The organism is Streptomyces sp. NPDC057136 (assembly GCF_042670885.1).
GTDB lineage: Bacteria > Actinomycetota > Actinomycetes > Streptomycetales > Streptomycetaceae > Streptomyces.
On sequence record NZ_JBHUUV010000002.1, the window covers coordinates 187565 to 206209 of the forward strand.

Consider the following 18645-nt stretch of genomic DNA (forward strand, 5'->3'; position numbering starts at 1 on the left):
TCACTCCAGCAGCGACAGCGCGCCGGCGGCCGCGAAGCCGAGCACGGTGCACAGTCCCGTGACTCTGCCGCCCAGCTTGAAGGACTCCGGCATCATCGAGTTCGTCAGCATCGTCAGGACCGCCCCCGCCGCGAACGCCTCCACGTACCGTCCCTCGGACGTGGGGAACAGCTGCACCAGGCTGTAACCGAGCGCGGCGCACGCGGCCGCGACGGCGGTGATGCCCCACCAGGTCCGGTACACCGCGCGCGGTTGCTGCCCCTCCTCCCGCATACCGGCGGTGGCGCCGAGGCTCTCGGGGAGGTTGGAGAGGAACACCGCGGCCAGGAAGGGGATGCTGATCGTGCCGCCGACGGACAGGCCCATTCCCAGAACCAGGGACTCGGGTATGCCGTCGAGCAGCGCGCCGAGCACGATGGAGCGGTTCGCGCTGTGCGGGGTCCCGGCCGTGCGCTGGGCGGTGTCCTTGCGGGCTACGGCCCCGTCGATACCGAAGAAGACAACGGCGCCGATGCCGACGAAAAGGAAGTCCCACGCGCTCTCCACGTGGCCCTTGGGGACCAGTTCGTACGCCACGGCGGCGATCAGCGCTCCCGCTCCGAAGCCCAGAATCCGGCCGGTCGTCCGGGGCGACGGGCGGTAGCGCAAGGCCAGCCATGCGCCGATGACCAGTGAGAACGCCGCGAGAGCACCCCATCCGGCTGCCGCGAGAGCGTTCATCCCGCCTCCTCCACCGCCCGTGACAGCGGTTCCCCCTTCAGCGTCGGCGCATCACGTGGCCGGCTGCACCACCCGGACCAGGTGACCGCGATTGGTGATCAACGCCGATCGGCGGTTGAGTGGAAGGTGTCGGCCGATCACAGATTTGAATCCCGTGAACATCGGTGGCCCTATGCAGAACCCCGCAGAGCCTGATCACCCCGCCCGTGACCCGCTGCTCACCGCCAGGTTCGCCGTCCCACTGGTGCCGAAGCTCCTCGTTGACCGGCCTGTGCTGCTGGAGCGTCTGACGGCCGGGGCACGGGGGCCGCTCACGCTCGTCAACGGCCCGGCCGGCGCCGGCAAGACGGTGCTCGCGGCCCAGTGGGTGACCGAGGGCATGGCGCCGCGTAACGCTGTGTGGCTGACCGTGGAGTCCGGGGACGCTCCTGGCGCCTTCTGGGCGTACGTGCTGGAGGCATTCCAACGGCGGGGAGTGCGGCTGCCGGCCGAGATCGGCGGACCCACGCGCCCCGAGGGAGTGAGCCAGTCTCTGCTGGTGCGTCTGGCAGACGGGCTGGCCGCGCATACGGAGCCGGTGGTTCTGGTGCTGGACCAGTTCGACGCGGCCCGCGCGCCCGAGATCGCCGAGGGGCTGCACTTCGTGCTCGGGCACGCCGCCGACGGTCTGCGCCTCGTGCTCACCGGCCGAACGGACTCGGTGTTGCCGCTGCATCGGCACCGGGCGGCCGGCGAGATCACCGAGATCCGCCACGCGGACCTCAGGTTCACGCGCCAGGACGTCGAGGCACTGCTGCGCGAGCACAGGCTGGAGATCTCCGATGCGGGAATCCGGCTTCTGGTCGAGCGGACCGAGGGCTGGGCGGCCGGCCTGCGCCTGTGCGCACTGGCGATGCAGCGCAGCGACGACCCCGAGCGGTTCGTCCGCGAGTTCGCCGCCGACCACACCACCATCGCCGACTACCTGCTCGCCGAAGTGCTCGACGCCCAGCCACCGGATACACAGGACCTGCTGCTGCGGGCCGGCATTACCGACCGCATCCACCCCGAGCTCACCGACGTGCTGACCGGCCGCGGCGATGCCGAACGGACGCTCGCCGGACTTGCCCGCGACAACGCGTTCCTGGATCGGATCGGCACATCCGACTGGTACCGGCTGCATCCCCTGTTCGCCGAAGTCCTGCACGCGCATCTGCGGCAGCGGTGCCCGGGCCTCGAGCCGCAGTTGCGCAGGCGGGCGGCACGCTGGCTCGCCGGGACCGGGCGCCTCACCGAGGCCGTGGCGCAGGCCGCTGCCGCCGGTGACTGGCGGTTTGCGGCGGGGCAGGTGGTCGACAACCTGGCGATCGGTCGGCTTTTCACCGGATTGGAGTCGGATCGGCTGCGCCGTACGTTCGCCGCCATGCCGACCGGCATCACCGGGGCGGCCCCGGCACTGGTAGAGGCTGCCTGCGGGCTGGCCGACCAGGAACTCCTCGGATGTTCAGCCGCGCTGCGACGCGCCGACGAGGACCTGACCGATGCTTCGGGCCCGGCGCAGCGGCTCAGCCGGGCCTTTCTCGGGGTACTCGCCGGTCGGATGGCCCACGACCTGGCGGCCACGGAGCAGGCGGTGGCGGACGCCGAGCGTCTGCTGCACGAGATTCCACCGCCCGTGCTGGGACGGCACCCCGAGATCCGTGCGATGGTGCTGGGCGGTCTCGGCGCGGTCGAGCTCGACTCCGGACACCTCGACCGAGCCGAGGCCAGTCTCACCGCCGCCGTCGAGGCGTGCGGCCGGCCGGGGCTGGAGTACCCGCTCTGTGACTCGGCGGGGTCGCTGGCTCTGGTCGAGCTGCTTCGAGGGGACCTGCGGCAGGCGGACGCGCACGCTCGCGGATCTCTCGCCGCTGTTGAGCGGTCCGCGCTTCCGCCGGAGCGGCGCACCGGTCTGGAGCACCTCGTTCTGGCGGGCGTCTCGGTCGAGCACGACGATCTCAAGGCAGGCCGCACCCATCTCGACCGGATGACTTTGCCCGCAGGATCGCTCACGGAACCCGTCGCCGCGGTCGAGGCCGCCGTCATCGGCGCCAGGCTGGCGACGGCCGAGGGCGACTGGGAGGGTGCGCTCGCCGCAGTGCACGCCGTCGGCTCGGCCGCGGCTCCCCTGTCCGAATGGGCCTTGGACGAGTTGGCGATCGCCGCATCCTCCGCGCACCTGGCACACGGTGACACCGGTGCCGCCTTGGTCGCCCTGGATGCCGTGGCCTCCGACCGGCCGGAGCACACCATGGCCAGGGACCGTGCGCTCCTGGCAGCAGGACGCGGCGACCAGGCGATGGAGTCGCTGGCCGGCCTGTCGGCCGACGAATCCGCCACGAGGTCGATCCGGGCGCAGTCCTGCCTGCTCCGTGCGCAGGTCGCCGCCGCGGACGGTTCCACCGAGGAGGCACGCGGCCTCCTGAGTGAGGCGCTCGGGTTCGCCCGGCCCGAGGAACTGCGGCGGGTGTTCGTCGAAAGCGGTCCCTGGGTACGCAGACTGCTCCGCCACGACCCGCAGCTTGCGCAAGCACACAGCTGGTTGCCCGCCGCCCACGTCCTGGGGTACGCGCACCCGGGAACGTACGAGCAACTGCCCGCGATGGTGGAGCCGCTGAGCAGGCGGGAGACCGAGGTGCTGCGCGAGGCCGCGCGCATGCTGTCGACCGAGGAGATCGCGGCGGAACTGTACGTCTCAGCGAACACGGTCAAGACCCACCTGAAGAGCATCTACCGCAAACTCTCCGTCACCCGGCGCAGCGAGGCGGTCCACCGGGCCCAGGACCTTCACGTCCTGTGACCCGCCCCGGTGTGCAGTGGGGACGGAGCATCGCCCGAACCGGGCGATGCCGCGAGGGTGAGCGCGGGCCGATCATGGCAGGGGAGGCCCGACCCCGTACCTCGGCTCCGAGGGAAGTGCTCGCATGCGCTACGAATTCCGCATCGACGGTGTCGTGCCCGGCACGCTCGCCGAAACCTTTCCCGAGCTCGACCATGTTCACGTGCCCGAACAGACCCTGTTCCTCGGTCCGGTGACCGACGAGGCCCACCTGTACGGGCTGCTCATGCGCTTTCAGTCCCTGGGCCTGCGCGTGCTCGAAATGCGACAACTGCCCGGGTGACACCGCGAGGGCCAACGGCAGCTACGGCTTGCCGGCATGGCCGGTCGGCTCGCCGTTCCTGCCGGCAACGTGAGTACGGCCGGCACGGCGAGGAGGATGACCACCATCAGCAGGACCGTAAGCACGGGCGCTCCGGCGTGCTCCCGGCACGGTCTCTCGGTGCCCCTGTTCACCGACCCGGGCGCCAATCTGCTCATGATCGGGCTCCGATTCCGCCGTCCCCGACATCAACACGGTGTGCGCGACGCCCATGTCGCCCGGTCCGAGCGGGGAGCCAGTCATCACGAGGCGTCGCCTGAGCTCTGAAGCGGTCAGGGCCACGTGCCCGACCCGGCCCCGCCGACGCCGGGTTCCCGCTCCGGATGGCGCCCCCCGGGATGCCGTATCCGTGGCGATCGGGAGGAATGGGTACCAACGGCAGTCACGACAGGCCGTGCATCAATCCTGGAGGACGGATGACCAGCCCGATGGAACCCTCGCATGACCCTGCCCAGGGGTCGTCGCCGTCGGGCGGCAAGTCGCACGTGGCCGGCCCGGGCAGAATCGCGCGGAAGGTGGCCTCGGCGGTTCTGATCGTCCTCGCCTGCATCCTGGTCCCCGTGTCGGTACTGACCGTGTGGGTGCACGACATCGCCCTCGACACGGACCGCTACGTCGAGACGATGGAACCGCTCGCCTCCGATCCCGCGATCGAGGAGGCCGCGCACAACCGGATCGTCCGGGCCGTCGACGTACGGGTCGATGCCAAGCAAGTCACCGCCGAGCTCGCGGCCTGGCTGCAGTCGCAGGGCTTGCCGCCCCGCGCCGCCCAAGCGGTGAAGGGGCTGGCCCCGCAGCTGGACGCGGCCGTGACCGGCGCCGCGGACAAGGTGGCGACGCGCTTCGTCGAGAGCGACAGGTTCGAGAAGGTGTGGACCACCGCCAACCGGGCCGCCCATACGACAGTTGTGCACGCCCTGACCGGAGAGGGACGCGGCGCGGTCGGCGTGAAGGAAGGCACCGTGACCCTCGATGTCGGTGCTGCTGTCGACCGTGTCAAGGAAGAGCTCGTCGACGCCGGCGTGACACCGGCCGAGAAGATCCCGGACGTCGACAAGCAGATGGTGCTCTTCCAGTCCGACAAGCTGGAGCGCATGCAGGGTGCTGCGCACGCCCTCGACGTACTCGGCACCTGGATGCCGGTGCTGACGGTTCTGATCGCGGCAGCGGGCGTCCTCCTCGCCTTCCGGCGCAGACGTGCCCTGGCGAAGACCGCCCTGGGTGCCGCACTGGCCTGCCTGATCGTCGCCATCGGTCTTGTCGTCGCCCGCCGCTACTACCTGGACCATCTGCCTCCGCAGGTGCAGTCCGAAGCGGCCGCCGCAGCGGTCTTCGACCACCTCCTGCACTTCCTGCGGGTCACGCTGCGCACCGTGATCGTCCTCGGCGTGATCGTCGCTCTCGGTGCCTATCTCGTCGGGCCGGGCGGATTGGCGCGCGCCGTACGGGCCACCTCCGAACGCACCGCCGACTCCGCGGCCCGATGGGCGGACACCCACGGCATCCACACCGGTCGTGCGGGTACGTGGACGGCGGACTACCGGCGGTGGCTCACGATCGGCGTCCTGCTGGTACTCGCCTTGTTGTTCGCCCTGTGGAACCACCCCACAGCCCTGACGGTGCTGCTGCTGGTGCTCGTCTTCCTGGCGGTGCTGGCGCTGATCGCCCTGGTGGCGGCGACCGGCCGCAGGACACAGGCAGCGGGTCCTCCCGCACCTGCGGGCCACGAGGCCGGTCGGTGAGCGGCGTCGCGACCGGTCGCCGCGTCCACGCTGCGTCCAGCTCCAGCGTGTATCTGGGCCGGGACGGGACGAGGCGCGGCTGACGCACAAGTGCTCGGAATAGGACGCACCAGTACTCGGAATAGACGGGCGGCTGCTCGGGCAGTTCGCCGGTCAGCACATCCATCCCCTGGACCCGCTGGCCGACTGCGGGAGATTCCGAGAGTGACAATGGTGGTGAGTGCCGCGCTGGTCGGTCACGGAGTGCAGGTCGCGAGGTCCTGCTCGGATGGACCGGGTGCTGAGCCGGCAGGAGACGACGATGAACGGCTCGGTCCGTGTCGGACGTGTTGTCGGGGTACCGCTGCGGATGCACTGGAGTGTGCCGCTGCTGGTGGCGCTGTTCGCGTACGGACTTGGCAGCCAGACCCTCCCCGTATGGACTCCAGGGCGCTCGGATGCCGTATACGCCTTCGCCGGCGTCGTAGGAGCCGGACTGTTCATGGGCAGCCTGCTGCTTCACGAGACGGCACACGCCGCGACTGCCCGAAGGAAGAAGATCTCGGTCCAGGACGTGACGCTGTGGGCGCTGGGCGGCATGACGCGGATGGGACGACCGCAGACCGCCGCGTCGGCTTTCGCGGTGGCGGTCAGTGGGCCGCTCATCAGCCTGGCCGTTGGAGGCGCAGCGCTCGGAGCGGGAATCGGGCTTCATGCCCTGTCCGGCTGGGCAGTGCCCGCCGCCGTCCTGGTGTGGCTCGGCTGGGCGAATCTGTTCCTGGGCGTCTTCAATCTGCTGCCCGCCGCGCCGCTCGATGGCGGAAGGGTGCTGCAGGCTCTGCTGTGGTGGCGCACCGGAGACCAGGAACGTGCGGAGCTGGCGTCCTCCCGGAGCGGCCAGGTCATGGGAATGCTGCTGGTGGCTGTCGGCTGGATCTCCCTCCTGCGCGGGGCGCCGGGCGGGCTGTGGCTCGCCTTCGTCGGCCTCTTCATCATGGTCGTCGCCGGGGCGGAACGGCGGCGCGCCGCTCTCCACACCGCAGTGCGGGGGGTGCGAGTGGCCGATGCCATGTCGAGCCCGGTGGCAACCGGTGCCGACTGGCTGACCGCCCAGCGCTTCATCGACGAGGTGGCAGTGAAGTCTCATCATTCCGTTCTGCCGCTGCTCGACTTCGAAGGCCGTCCCAGCGGAATCGTGCAGGTACGCAGGCTTGCAGCGATACCGGGAGGGCGCCGGGAGACGCTGCGCGTGCGCGAGGTGGCGACCCCGCTGTCCCAGTGCGCGGTTGCCGCTCCGGGCGATCTTCTGAGTGAGGCCATCGACAGGCTCAGCCTGCGTACCGGCATGTACATCCTCGTCGCGGACGCGGGGCATCTGGTGGGGATCGTCACCGCGAAGGACATCTCCCGGCTGATGCAGCGGCACACACTGGGGGGCAAAGGGCCCAACTGAGCACGAGAAACAGTGGTGTTGTCGCTTCTTGTCCCTCATGCGGCGGGTGCGCGACATCCGCATGCTCGCGGCGCCACAATGGGTGGTGTGGGACGCGCCGTCGTTGCGGAGAGGCGGGACACTTTGATGCCGTACATAAAGGTGACCGCCCTGAGTCATACCGGGCTGGTTCGTGATCATAATGAGGACAGCCTTGTGGCCGGTCCGTGGACGCTGTGCGGCACCGTGACCGAGAACCCGCAGACGCTTGTGTTCCCTCTCGGCAAACCGCTGGTCGTCGCGGTCGCCGACGGCATCGGCGGGCAGCCGGCCGGCGAGGTGGCCAGTTCACTGATCGTCCGGCACCTGGCGTCGTTCGGCCCTTCACTGGACAGCGAGGAAGCTGTCCGTGACGCTCTGAACATCTGCAATCGCGCGGTGTACGCGGCCGCCGACCGTGATCCGGCGCTGATCACCATGGGCACTACGGTCGCGGGTGCCGTCGTGCTGGCCGAGTCACTGTTGGTATTCAACGTCGGCGACAGCAGAGTGTTTGATGCGACTCAGGACGGACTTCGCCAGGTGAGCGTGGACGACAGTCCGCCGCTGCCGTGGGGACAGCGCACCACGTCACTCGTCACGCAGGCGCTCGGCGGCGCTCCCCGGTTCAGCACCATCACGCCACACGTCACGACGTCGCCGCTCTCTGCCGGCGATCGTTACTTGGTATGCACCGACGGTCTGACCGACCCCGTGCCGGAGGACGCACTCTGTGACTTGCTGCGGGTCCATGGCGACGGCAGGGCCGCTTTCGAGCTGTGGAAGGCCGCCATCGAAGCGGGAGGTCCTGACAACATCACGCTCGTGGTGATCGGCATCGGCGAGTAGTGGCCGATGCCGCGCCGCCATCTTGATCGGTACGCGGAGAATCAATGGGTCCTGGGAGCTGTGACGTACGTTGACCTGCAGAAACTTAGGCCGAAGCGACTCCTGGGGGAGCCTGATTGCACCGCTGTCGACCGGAGTTTTCCGGTCTGGTGGGCACGGCTGGGGCACGAGGTGGCGCACGTGACCCGCTGGGCTCGGTGACTTCGCTGATCGGTCCGGCGACGTGTGCGGTTCGTGCGGCCGGTGTGTCGGCAGCCTCGGTTGCGATCGCGGGCTGTGCGAGCCCTTCGAGGTAAATCCCGGGCGCTCTCGCGTGCGCCGGCGACTGATGTCGTGGAGCGGACGGTTGCGACGTTGACGCTCATCGTGTCCATCAGGTCACCCCGGTCTCTGGATCACGCCCGGTTCTGTCTGCCCGGTGCTTGTGCCCCGGCCTGGGGCGTGCGGATCGTACGAAGCTTCGGCTGTGGAGTGTGTCCGGCCGATCATCCATGCAGTCAGGCGGGGAGGTTGCGCTGTTCGCGGCATCGAGTCGGGCGTAACGGCGCTGGTCGGAGGCCGTGTCCTCGGCTGGAATGGTCCGCCCGCGCCCCTTCGGCGGTCGAGGTCGACTGTCTCTCTGCCTAGCGCATGGAAATCTATGGCGGCCAGAGTAGACATTGGGTGGTGTGGTGATTATGGTTTCTCTCGTAGCCGAGATCGAGCAAGGCCCGGCAGAGATGAACTGCCAGGCAGCAGTACACGCAGTTGCAGTTCGCAGGACGGTGCGGTGGTGGAGTTCTGAAGCCAGGGTTGTTGTAGGACGGCGACGGGACTGACGACCGGACTGGGTGGCCCGCAGTGATCAGGGGCCGCCGTGAGCAGGACCGCAGTTCACGCAGTAGCAGTTCAGTAAGTGCAGTTCGCAGTACCAGCAGTGCGGTTGTCAGTGGTTCCTCGGTAAAGGCGTCGGCTGCGGGCGCGCGTGCCGGGAGGTTCGGCAGTGGGGTTCTAAGCCAGAGCAGATGCAGGACGGGCGACGGGGCTGGCTGCCGGAGAGTGGCGCTTACTCAGGTCACCAGCAGTTCGCATCACCAGGAGTACGAGCAGTACCAGGAGTACGCAGGTCCTGTTCGGTAAGTAGTTCATCCAGAGGGAAAGAACGGAGGATCCCCGCGCCATCAGGATCGCCCGGGCGGAATGACTGGGCCCGGGTACCGCAGGACATCGATAGTGAGGTGGTCTCCGGTCAAGCAACCGCGATCCCCGCACACCCGACAGCATCTTGGTCGGGTCTGCGGAAACAGAGGGCCGGCGCAGTATCAGGGCCGGCAGATGGTGTAGCAGTTCCTTCGGGGCCCTGGTGCCATTGGCACCAGGGCCCCTCCACGCGTTCCATAGAGAGGTGCAATGACAGCAGACGACTCGTTCGGTCGTCTTGATGACGACGACTACCCCGCCTACACGATGGGCCGGGCCGCCGAGATGCTCGGCACCACCCAGGGATTTCTCCGTGCCATCGGTGAAGCCCGCCTGATCACCCCGCTTCGCTCCGCGGGCGGACACCGCCGCTACTCCCGCTACCAGCTGCGCATCGCCGCCCGCGCCCGGGAACTCGTCGACCAGGGCACCCCCATCGAGGCCGCCTGCCGCATCGTCATCCTCGAAGACCAGCTCGAAGAAGCCCAGCGCATCAACGCCGAATACCGCCGCACCGTTTCTGACCAGCCCTCCAAGGCGACTTAGGGCCTTGGGCACGACACCCCTTAATGGTCCAGGCAACAAAGAAGCCCCGGGCCGCTGGCCTGGGGCTCTTTCATGGAGCGGGTGACGAGAGTCGAACTCGCGCTCTGCAGTGGCACGGCGCCTTGACCATCGCGGGCGTCGGCTCCGGGGTGCCGCTCGTGGAGGGCCCAGGTCTGTGCTGGCAATCAGCCCACATGGGCCTTCGGCGAGGCTCAGGCCGTCTGAACAGCTCCCGCCACCAGCGCTGCGGTCACTGGGTGAGCCGGGGATGTGAACATTTGCGCGGTGAGGCCCGATTCGACGGCTTCACCGGCTGACAGGACGAGGAGGGTGTCGGTCCGATTCGCGATGAGGCGGAGGTCGTGACTGATGAGGATCTGGGCAAGGCCGCGGCTGATCCGTAGCTCTTCGAGCAGGTCCATGATCGCGGTGGCTGTCCCGTCGTCAAGGGCGGAGGTGACTTCGTCGCAGACCAGTACGTCGGGGTCTGCTGCCAGCGCGCGAGCTATGGAGGCGCGTTGGCGCTGGCCGCCGGAGAGTTCGTGGGGGTAGCGGTCCGCGAAGTCGGCGGGAAGGCCGACGCTTTCCAGAAGTTCCAGGACACGGGCGGGGGCTTGATCGCGGTCGGTGCGTCGGTGCAGGCGCAGGGGACGGCCGATCGTCGCACCGACGGTGCGGCTCGGGTTGAGGGTGCCCAGGGGGTTCTGCGGTACGAGTTGGAGGCGTCGGCGCTGTTCGCGCGTACGGCCGTGGGCCGAGGGGGCGAGGCGTATTCCGTCGAGAATGACGGCTCCGCTGGTGGGGCGGTGGAGGCCGACGATGGCGCGCACCAGGGTCGTCTTGCCCGAGCCGGAGGCTCCTACGATGCCTGTGCTGGATCCGGGGGCGACCGTGAGGTCGATGTCCTGGAGTACGGGTGTGCGTCGGCCGCGTCGTACGAAGGCCGCGTGAAGGCCGGACACTGCCAGCGTCGGTTTACCGGCAGGGAGCGGCCGGTCGGCGTTACGCGAGGCAGGCGGCAGCGGTGTGGCGGCGCCTTGGGACAGGTTGGACAGGTCCACGACGTCGTCGGCCAGTCGGGAGACCAGGTCGGTGTCGTGGCAGGACAGGGCGACGGCGAGCCGGTGGTTCGCGGCGAGATGGCGCAGGAGCTCGGCGATCTCGTCGCGCAGCGCCGGGTCGAGTCCGGCGGTGGGTTCGTCGAGGAGCAGTACGGCCGGGCGGCGGGCCAGTGCCCTGGCCAGGGATACGCGCCGCTGCTGGCCGCCGGACAGTTCTCCGGTTCGACGGTCGGGTAGTCCGTCGTCCGTGGGCAGTTGGACCTCGGCAAGCAGCGCGTGCAGTGCCTCGGGGCTGCGGTCCACGGCGACTTCGGCCAGTAGGCGGCGTATCTTCATCCGGGGGTTGAGGCCGGAGCCGGGGTCCTGGCCGACGTAGGCGAGTCGGTGGCGGCGCAGAGCGCGCAGGTCGGGTGCGCTGAGTGTCAGTACGTCCTGGCCGAGGACCTCGACGCGGCCGGACGTGCGCCGGGTTCCGGGCGGCAGGACGCCGGCCACGGCCCGTAGCAGCGTGGTCTTGCCACAGCCGGAAGGGCCGGTGAGGGCGGTGACGCGGCCGGGTCGGACCTCCAGGTTTCCGCTGTCCAGGAGCAGACGGCCGTCCGGGGCGGCGATGGTCAGATCCGTGACACGCACCGCCATTTCGGAGGCGGGGACTTGGCCCTCGGGGTACCAGTCGGGCATGTGGTTCACAGCGCGCTCACCGCCTTCCGGCCGGTTTGTGGGACGAGTGCCGAGGCCGCCAGGTTGACGCTCATGGCGAGGAGGCCGATGGCGATGCTGGGGGCCAGGACGGACCAGGGGTTGAGGACAATGCCGGCGGCGTTCTCGCGGATCATCAACGCCCAGTCAGCGGCAGGGGGTTGTGGGCCGACCTGGAGGAATCCCGCGGTGGCGACGACGTAGACGGCGGCGACGAAGCGCAGTCCGAACAGGGCGAGCAGCGTGGCTCGCAGGTTTGGCAGGACATCCCGTACGACGAGATGCCACAGCCGCTCGCCGCCGACCGCTGCCGCCTCGATGTAGCCGGAGGCCGCGACGGGCGCCGCGGCGCCCGCGACGAGACGCACCGCGTACGGCACGCCCATCACGACGGCGGCGGCGATCACAGCGAACCGGCCGCCGCCCGGCCAGGACAGGGCGACAAGGAGGATGCCGAGTACGGGGGGCAGCAGCATGAGGACGTCGGCGGACCGCTCGACGATCCGCCCGACCGTCGGCCGCAGCGCGCTGACCGCGCCGAGCACGGCGGCTGCCGCAGTGACCAGGACGGCCACGAGCAGCGACGTGACGATGAGTTCGCGGCCACCGGCGAGGAGGCGGGTGAACACGTCGCGGCCCAGCTGGTCGCCGCCGAGCGGTGCGCCGCCGCCCGGTTCGGCGTACGGAGCGGTGATCGGTGCGTCGATGGCGTGCGGGGCGAGCCACGGCCCGACGACGGCCAGGACGACCAGCAGCAGTGCGGGCAGGATGCGCAGGACGACGCTTCGCCTGGGGCGGCGGCGTACGGGCTGCTTCGGAGCGGTCGTATCCAGGGCGGTCATATACGGCCTCCTGAAGCCCAGGCACGTACGAGGTCGGCGAGCAGGAGTACGCCGGTGATGACGGCTCCGGTGACGGCGACGACGCCGGCGATGACGGGACTGTCCCGGTCTGTGACGGCTCCGGCCAGCACCGAGCCGATGCCGGGGTAGTTGAAGATGGTCTCCACCACGACGGCGCCGCCCAGCAGCATGCCGGTCGACGTGGCGATGCCTGCCGCGATCGTGGGCATCGCGCCGGGCAGCAAGTGGTGGGTGAGGATGCGGTGGCGCGGCAGTCCGTCGATCACCGCGGTCTCCACGTGCGGGGCCTTGGCCTCGTCCGCGAGGGCGGCGCGCACGATGCGCGTGTTCCAGCCGGTCTGCGGGATCGCCAGGGCCAGTACGGGCAGGACGAGCATCCGCCAGGAAGCGGGCTCGCCGTCGGCGTCGGTGAGGGTGACGGCGGGCAGCCAGTCGGTCCAGAGGGCGAAGACGAGAACGAGGGCGACCGCGACGACGAATTCGGGTAGCGCCAGGACGCCAGTGGCTGTCGAGGAGACGGTCCGGTCGGTCTTACCGTCAGGCTTGAGCGCCGCCCAGCAGCCGAGGGCGAGCGAGACGAGGAGCGTGACGAGCAGCGCCAGGCCGCCGAGGAGCAGTGTGTTGGGGAAGGGGCGGGAGAGCAGGTCGGCGACGGGCTCGCCGTGGGCGGAGGTGCCGAGGTCGCCGGTGGGCAGGCCGGTCATCCAGTCGGTGAAACGGGTCAGGACGGGGCGGTCGAGGCCGAGCAGTTCGCGGCGCCGGTCGAGGTCGGCGGCGCTCTCGCCGCGTTCAGAGGTGGCGGTGGCGGCGTCGCCCGGCAGCAGTTCGACGGCGGCGAAGACGGTGGCGAGCAGCACGGCGAGCAGCAGCGCCCGGCGGGCGAGCAGGGCGAAGAGTCCGCCCAGCCGCACGACCCGGGACAGCATGGGCCGGTCCGGCGGGAGACGCATATCTCCGGCCGGACGGGTCGGCTGTGTCGCCACACGGCTCAGCGGGCCAGCCATGCCTGCTCGAGCTGCACGCGTCCGTAGCCGGGCAGAGTGGGCAGGCCGCGCACCGGGGCGGCGGCCAGGTCGATGCCGTCGGCCATGCCCCAGAGCACGTAGCCCGATGTGTCGTGCTCGATCTGCTGCAGGTCGTGCAGCACCTTTGCGCGTGCGGCCGGGTCCTTGGTGCCGATGGCCTTGCGGTACGCCGCGTCGAACGCGGGGCTCTTCCAACCGGACTCGTTCTGCCCGGAGTCGGAGACCATCGTCTTGCTCGCGAAGAAGACGACGGAGTCGTTGGTGCCCCAGTAGGTGGTGTAGAGGTCGCCCTTGAGCCAGGTCTTGTCCCAGAAGGTGCCGGACTCCTGCTTGACCACTTCGATCTTCACGCCGGCCTCGCGGACCTGGGTGGCGAACAGGGTCGCGGACTCGGCCAGTCCGGAGATGTCCTCGGTGGTCATGAGCTTGTACGTCTTGGAGGTGTCGAAACCCGCCTCCTTGAGCAGCTTCTTCGCCTTGGTCAGGTCGCGGGTGCGCTGCACGATGTCCTTGGCGTATGCGGGATCGCCGGTGCCGAGGATGTCGTTGGCGACGGTCCCGTAGCCGGACAGGACCTGCTTGACCATGGCCTCCCGATCCACCGCCAGGCGCAGCGCCTCGCGGACCTTCGCGTCCGCGAAGGGGCCGGACGCGGTACGCATGACGATCGGCATGGCCATGTCGTTGGGGCGGCGCACGATCTGGATGTCCTTGCGCTTCTCGGCCGTACGGGCCGCGACCGCGCCGACGTTGGAGGCGACGTCGATCTGTCCGGCGAGCAGGGCGTTGGACATCGCCTGCGGGGATTCGAAGATCTTGACCTCGATGGCGTCGAGGAGGACCTCGCCGCCGTGCCAGTCCTCGTTGCGTACGAGCCGGGCGTTGCCGGAGCGGAACCACTCCAGCTTGAACGGGCCGGTGCCGGGCGCCTTGTCGAGCTCCTTGTCCTTGGTGCCCTTCTTGAGCACGAAGGTCGTCAGGCGAGTGAGCAGGGGCAGTTCGGCGTTGGCGTAGTCGGAGACGAGGACGACGGTGTCGGCGCCTTCGGCCTTGATGTTGTCGGCCTTGATGCCCGGCAGGCGGGAGGCGCCGGAGGGGGTGTTGCGCAGCCGCTTCAGGGACCAGACGACGTCGTCGGCGGTGACCGGGGTGCCGTCGTGGAACTTCGCACCCTTGGCGACGGTGAAGCGCCAGGTCTTCAGATCGTCGGACGCCTGCCACTTGGAAGCCAAGCGGGGGACGGTGTTGGTCTCGGCGCCGGGGGCTGTGAGGGTGTCGTGGACCAGCGCGATGACGAGGTAGTCGCTCTCGTTGGCCTGAGTGCCGTGCGGGTCGCGGGTGATGGCCGAGGCGCGGCCGAGTGCGCCGACCCGCAGCGTGCCGCCCTTCCTGGGCTTTGCGCCCGCGGCAGCGGACCTGGCCGAAGTGTCATCGCCCCCGGAGCAAGCGGCAAGCAGTGCCGCAGTGCCTATCGCTCCGCCGGCCCACAGAACTTGGCGCCTGTTGATATTCACGTACGTCCTCGATCCACTTCAGGGCAACTGGGGGTGCTTAGGTTTGCCTACCCTAATGACAACCATTTCCGCAAGACCCTGCGCCCCGCCCGAACCGATGGCTCAACGGTGACCAGCGCGTCACCGGCCTGAACTGTGCGCCCCGTGCCCCTCCTTGATGCACCATCGGGTGTATCGCACACCCATTAGTAAGGTTTGCCTTACCTTAGTTCCCTGATAGCGTGTGGTCGTTCGCCAGCGACAGTCCCCCTGCAGCCGCGCATGCGGCTGTCCTGGCCTGCCCGTTGCGGATCCGCGCCCCCCATGCGCGTGATGGCCCGGCACCCAGCAGATCTGATGCACCCTTTGTCGCCCGACGGAAACGGATTCTTGCCATGAGCATGGCAGCCGCACCTGTCCGCCAGCTGGATGCCCATACGGTGGGTGAACTCCGCCGAGCCGCCGAGAAGATACTCGACGAGTTCGGCACTTCGGCCACATCTCCCGAGCTCCTGGAGCGGGTTGCTCAGACGGCCGACGAGTTCAGTGTCACCCTGCGCCGCCACTGCCGGCCCGTCGACACCGCCGACGGTCTGTTCGTCCTGCGTGGCCTTGATGTCGACGACCGAGCCGTCGGGTCAACGCCCGCGAGCTGGGCCGGTGCCGGGGACAGTGGGGCCGTCTACGACATCACGCTGCTGCTGCTCGCCACCGCGATGGGCAACCCCATCGCCTGGGAAGGCCAGCAGAACGGCCGTTTCGTCCACAACATCGTGCCCTCGCCGGGGCACGAGACCGAGCAGACCGGCGCCAGCAGCACGGTGCTCCTCAGTCCCCACACCGAGGACGCCTTCCACCCCGGCCGCGCCCACCTGCTGATGCTCGGCTGCATGCGCAACCACGACAACATCGCCACCACCGCCGCCAGCATCCGTAAGGTCCAGCTCGCGGACGAGGACATCGAGATCCTGTCGCGGCCCGCGCTGCCGATCCTCCCCGACGACGCCTACGCCGAAGCCCAGGGCTACGCCGACGAAGCGCCTCCAGCGGTGCCCGCCCTGTTCGCCTCCGAGGACGGCATGACGCTGCGCTTCGACCCGGCGTACACGCCGGTGGAGGAAGCTGACGAGACCTACCGGGCCGCCTACCAGCGCCTGGAGGCCGAACTCGCCCGCGTCTCCGTCTCCGTCAGCCTCAACCCCGGCGAAGTCCTCGTCGTCGACAACGACTTGGTAGTCCACGGCCGAGTGCCCTTCCAGGCCCGCTACGACGGCACCGACCGCTGGCTCAAGCGCGCCTCCGTACGCGTCCCCGGGCGGCCCACCCGCCCTCTGGCCGAGGCCGGCGAGCACGGCTACGGTCAGGCCGCTCTCCAAGCCCACGCCGCCTGAACGCCCGCCCACGGACCGGAGGACACGTCATGACCGAAACCTCGATCACCCCCGCCGACACCGCCGCATCCGGCGACGACAAGCACCTGCGCATACTGTCGAAAACAGACCTGGCCGGGATCGAGATATCCCTGTCCGACGTGGTCGCCACCGTGGAAGGCGCCTACCGCACCCTCCAGGCAGGCCAGTCGGACAACCCCCGCAAACTGACCGTCAAGCCGCAGGACGGGCACTCGGTCTCGTACGCGATGCTCGGTCGGGACGGCTCCCGCAACGTCGTCGCGATCAAGACCTCGTACAAGCACGGCCTGGACAAGGGCCGCGAGGAGCAGCACTACTACACGGCGCTGACCATCTACGACGATGTCACCGGCCTTCCGGTGGCGATGATGGACTGCTCGCGCATCGGTTCGCTGCGTACCCCGGCCGTCTCTGCGCTGCTGGCCCGCGAGTGCGCGGCGCCCGGCGCCCGCAGCGCCCTGGTCATCGGCACGGGAACCCAGGGCCGGCTTGCACTGCCGTTCCTGCTCACCACCCTGCCGGATCTCGACAGGCTGATGCTGTTCGGCACCCACGCCGAGGGCATCGGAGCCGTCCGCGCGCAGCTGCGCGCCCACTTTCCCGACCGGGACGTCGAAATCGTCACCGGTGTGCGGGAAGCGGCCTCGGACGCCGATGTCATCGTCGCCACCGCCGGGGCCCATACGCCGGCCGCAGTCGAAGCGGGTTGGCTGAAGCCCGGCGCGCTGTCCATCCTCGTCGGCCACGGGCTCGCCCCCTCGACCCTGCACCAGGCCGACCGCGTCATCGCCACGAGCGAAGCGCAGATGAACGTCACAGGCACCGACATGGCCGACGCCGACGGCAAACTCCCCGCTGTCGACGCCGAGTTCCCGCCCGTAATCGCGGGCGTCGCCGCCGGACGCCGCTCGCCCAAGGAGCGGATCTTCGCCTACAACAGTGGGCTCGTCGTCACCGACATCGCCCTCGGCCACCGCTTCGCGCAGCTTGCCCTCGCCCAGGGCCTGGGAACCGAGGTGCCGCTGTGGCAGTGAGCGGGCCCACCTGGCCGACGCTGCCCGTCCTGCCCGACCCGCCCACAGACGCGGTCCTGGCGAGCGGACTGATCGAGGAACTGTCCTACGCCCTCGGCGGCCCCTTCCACTTCCTGCTGCCCGACGCTTTCGACGCCAATCTTCACGGGATGCGGTCCGCCCTGGAAGAGGCGGGCGTGGACGGCTTCGTGTACTTCGCGAAGAAGGCCAACAAGGCGGCGGTGTGGATCGAGCGCTGTGCCGTGAACGGCGCGGGCGTCGATGCCGCCTCCGTCGGTGAGCTGCGTGAGGCGCTGGGGCACGGCGTACGCGGAGAGAACATCGTGGTGACCGGCCCGGCCAAGGGCACGGATCTGCTGCAGCTCGCGGTGCGGCACGGCGCGCTGATCGCCGTTGACGCGCTCGACGAGCTCGACGTACTCATCACGACGGTACTGACCGGAACGGCGCGCCCCGCCCGGCTGCTGCTGCGCTGCCTGCCGCCGTCCCAGCCGCACAGTCGCTTCGGCATGAACGACGCCGAGTTGAGCACCGCAATGGACCGCTGTGTGCAGGTGGGCGACGCCGTACGCATGGAAGGCTTCAGCTTCCACCTGTCCGGCTACGCCATCCAGCCGCGCGCCGACCTCTCCGGCCACCTCGTCGACCTGTGCCTCAAGGCACGCGTCCTGGGCCTGGAAGCCGACCGGATCAGCATCGGCGGCGGTCTGGCCGTCAGCTACACCGACGCCGACAGCTGGCACACCTTCCTCAGCGAGCAGAAGAGCAGCCACTACCACGCGGGCAGGTCGTTCAACACCGGCGACTTCTACCCGTATCACTCCCCGGCAGCCGGATCCGGAGCGCTGCGGGCCCTGCTCGCAGCCCAACCGGACGGCCACGGCCGGAGCCTCGCCGAGCTCCTGAAGAACTCCGGCGTCGTACTTCTGATGGAGCCCGGGCGCGCGCTGCTCGACCGGGCCGGCGCGACCGTGTTCCGGATCCAGGGCGTCAAGGACCGCGAGGGCTACCAGCTGTTGACCGTCGACGGCACCAGCCTGAGCCTGTCGGAGCAGTGGTTCAACAGCGAGTACCTGCCCGACCCGTACCTGCTCTCGCAGGGCTCGGGCGCACCGGTCGGTACGTGGCCCGCCAGTATCGGGGCGGCGACCTGCCTGGAGTCGGACATGCTCACCTGGCGGAAGATTTCCTTCCCCAGTCGGCCGCGCACCGGTGACCTGCTGGTCTACCCCAACACGGCCGGCTACCAGATGGACTCCAACGAGTCCCCCTTCCACGACCTGGCCCTGCCGCCGAAGGTCGTCGTCGACCACACCGAACGCCCGCGCCCCCGCTGGCGGCTGGACCGTCACTTCACCTGACTGCGGGCTGCCGCCCCTCGCCCGCCCGGCCT

General features: G+C 69.5%; 14 protein-coding genes. 9 read left to right on the forward strand and 5 right to left on the reverse strand.

The annotated features are described in order from the left end of the window. The gene (locus tag ACFT7S_RS03395) at positions 1 to 720 is read right to left on the reverse strand and encodes a ZIP family metal transporter (protein ID WP_382726325.1); all 720 of its coding nucleotides are present in this window, start codon (positions 718 to 720) and stop codon (positions 1 to 3) included. Between the two features lie 172 nt (positions 721 to 892). On the opposite strand from ACFT7S_RS03395, the gene ACFT7S_RS03400 reads away from it, so the two are divergent. From ACFT7S_RS03400 to ACFT7S_RS03425, 6 genes are all read left to right on the forward strand, one after another. Continuing rightward, complete coding sequence (locus ACFT7S_RS03400; protein ID WP_382726328.1) at positions 893 to 3538, forward strand: LuxR C-terminal-related transcriptional regulator; 2646 nt, start codon at positions 893 to 895, stop codon at positions 3536 to 3538. Between the two features lie 124 nt (positions 3539 to 3662). After that, a complete protein-coding gene (locus ACFT7S_RS03405) occupies positions 3663 to 3860 on the forward strand; it encodes a hypothetical protein (protein WP_382726329.1) in 198 nt (65 codons plus the stop codon). 455 nt (positions 3861 to 4315) lie between these two features. After that, a complete protein-coding gene (locus ACFT7S_RS03410) occupies positions 4316 to 5641 on the forward strand; it encodes a hypothetical protein (RefSeq protein WP_382726331.1) in 1326 nt (441 codons plus the stop codon). Positions 5642 to 5942: 301 nt separating this feature from the next. Continuing rightward, the gene (locus tag ACFT7S_RS03415; protein WP_382726807.1) at positions 5943 to 7073 is read left to right on the forward strand and encodes a site-2 protease family protein; all 1131 of its coding nucleotides are present in this window, start codon (positions 5943 to 5945) and stop codon (positions 7071 to 7073) included. 126 nt (positions 7074 to 7199) lie between these two features. Beyond that, complete coding sequence (locus ACFT7S_RS03420; protein WP_382726809.1) at positions 7200 to 7940, forward strand: PP2C family protein-serine/threonine phosphatase; 741 nt, start codon at positions 7200 to 7202, stop codon at positions 7938 to 7940. Between the two features lie 1389 nt (positions 7941 to 9329). Next, positions 9330 to 9665 carry a MerR family transcriptional regulator gene (locus ACFT7S_RS03425; RefSeq protein WP_382726334.1) on the forward strand — a complete coding sequence of 112 codons (336 nt, stop codon included), beginning with the start codon at positions 9330 to 9332 and terminating at the stop codon, positions 9663 to 9665. Positions 9666 to 9877: 212 nt separating this feature from the next. Here ACFT7S_RS03425 and ACFT7S_RS03430 read toward each other — a convergent pair whose 3' ends face one another. Genes ACFT7S_RS03430 through ACFT7S_RS03445 form a run of 4 tightly spaced genes read right to left on the reverse strand, consistent with a single transcriptional unit; the run spans position 9878 to position 14827 of the window. Next, complete coding sequence (locus ACFT7S_RS03430) at positions 9878 to 11416, reverse strand: ABC transporter ATP-binding protein (RefSeq protein ID WP_382726336.1); 1539 nt, start codon at positions 11414 to 11416, stop codon at positions 9878 to 9880. Continuing rightward, the gene (locus ACFT7S_RS03435) at positions 11413 to 12267 is read right to left on the reverse strand and encodes an ABC transporter permease (protein ID WP_382726338.1); all 855 of its coding nucleotides are present in this window, start codon (positions 12265 to 12267) and stop codon (positions 11413 to 11415) included. The genes ACFT7S_RS03430 and ACFT7S_RS03435 overlap by 4 nt, the downstream gene beginning before the upstream one ends. Further along, on the reverse strand, positions 12264 to 13238 hold the full coding sequence (locus ACFT7S_RS03440) for an ABC transporter permease (protein WP_382726339.1): 975 nt from the start codon (positions 13236 to 13238) through the stop codon (positions 12264 to 12266). Before ACFT7S_RS03440 ends, ACFT7S_RS03435 begins: the two co-directional genes overlap by 4 nt. Before the next feature lie 38 nt (positions 13239 to 13276). Further along, positions 13277 to 14827, reverse strand: coding sequence for an ABC transporter substrate-binding protein (locus ACFT7S_RS03445; RefSeq protein WP_382726342.1), 1551 nt, complete (start codon positions 14825 to 14827; stop codon positions 13277 to 13279). Positions 14828 to 15201: 374 nt separating this feature from the next. On the opposite strand from ACFT7S_RS03445, the gene ACFT7S_RS03450 reads away from it, so the two are divergent. The 3 genes from ACFT7S_RS03450 to ACFT7S_RS03460 are packed head-to-tail and all read left to right on the forward strand — an operon-like array spanning position 15202 to position 18613. Beyond that, on the forward strand, positions 15202 to 16197 hold the full coding sequence (locus ACFT7S_RS03450) for a TauD/TfdA family dioxygenase (RefSeq protein ID WP_382726345.1): 996 nt from the start codon (positions 15202 to 15204) through the stop codon (positions 16195 to 16197). Positions 16198 to 16226: 29 nt separating this feature from the next. Next, positions 16227 to 17252, forward strand: a complete 1026-nt coding sequence (locus ACFT7S_RS03455) for an ornithine cyclodeaminase family protein (protein ID WP_382726347.1) — start codon at positions 16227 to 16229, stop codon at positions 17250 to 17252. Then, entirely contained in the window at positions 17243 to 18613 is a 1371-nt protein-coding gene (locus ACFT7S_RS03460) for a Y4yA family PLP-dependent enzyme (protein WP_382726350.1), read from the forward strand. Before ACFT7S_RS03455 ends, ACFT7S_RS03460 begins: the two co-directional genes overlap by 10 nt. The last annotated feature ends 32 nt before the right edge of the window (positions 18614 to 18645 follow it).

Excerpts from the sequence above, each read along its gene's own strand:
- ACFT7S_RS03395 (WP_382726325.1), bottom strand. The coding sequence starts at position 720 with ATGAACGCTCTCGCGGCAGCCGGATGGGGTGCTCTCGCGGCGTTCTCA.
- ACFT7S_RS03400 (WP_382726328.1), top strand. The coding sequence starts at position 893 with ATGCAGAACCCCGCAGAGCCTGATCACCCCGCCCGTGACCCGCTGCTC.
- ACFT7S_RS03405 (WP_382726329.1), top strand. The coding sequence starts at position 3,663 with ATGCGCTACGAATTCCGCATCGACGGTGTCGTGCCCGGCACGCTCGCC.
- ACFT7S_RS03410 (WP_382726331.1), top strand. The coding sequence starts at position 4,316 with ATGACCAGCCCGATGGAACCCTCGCATGACCCTGCCCAGGGGTCGTCG.
- ACFT7S_RS03415 (WP_382726807.1), top strand. The coding sequence starts at position 5,943 with ATGAACGGCTCGGTCCGTGTCGGACGTGTTGTCGGGGTACCGCTGCGG.
- ACFT7S_RS03420 (WP_382726809.1), top strand. The coding sequence starts at position 7,200 with ATGCCGTACATAAAGGTGACCGCCCTGAGTCATACCGGGCTGGTTCGT.
- ACFT7S_RS03425 (WP_382726334.1), top strand. The coding sequence starts at position 9,330 with ATGACAGCAGACGACTCGTTCGGTCGTCTTGATGACGACGACTACCCC.
- ACFT7S_RS03435 (WP_382726338.1), bottom strand. The coding sequence starts at position 12,267 with ATGACCGCCCTGGATACGACCGCTCCGAAGCAGCCCGTACGCCGCCGC.
- ACFT7S_RS03440 (WP_382726339.1), bottom strand. The coding sequence starts at position 13,238 with ATGCGTCTCCCGCCGGACCGGCCCATGCTGTCCCGGGTCGTGCGGCTG.
- ACFT7S_RS03450 (WP_382726345.1), top strand. The coding sequence starts at position 15,202 with ATGAGCATGGCAGCCGCACCTGTCCGCCAGCTGGATGCCCATACGGTG.
- ACFT7S_RS03455 (WP_382726347.1), top strand. The coding sequence starts at position 16,227 with ATGACCGAAACCTCGATCACCCCCGCCGACACCGCCGCATCCGGCGAC.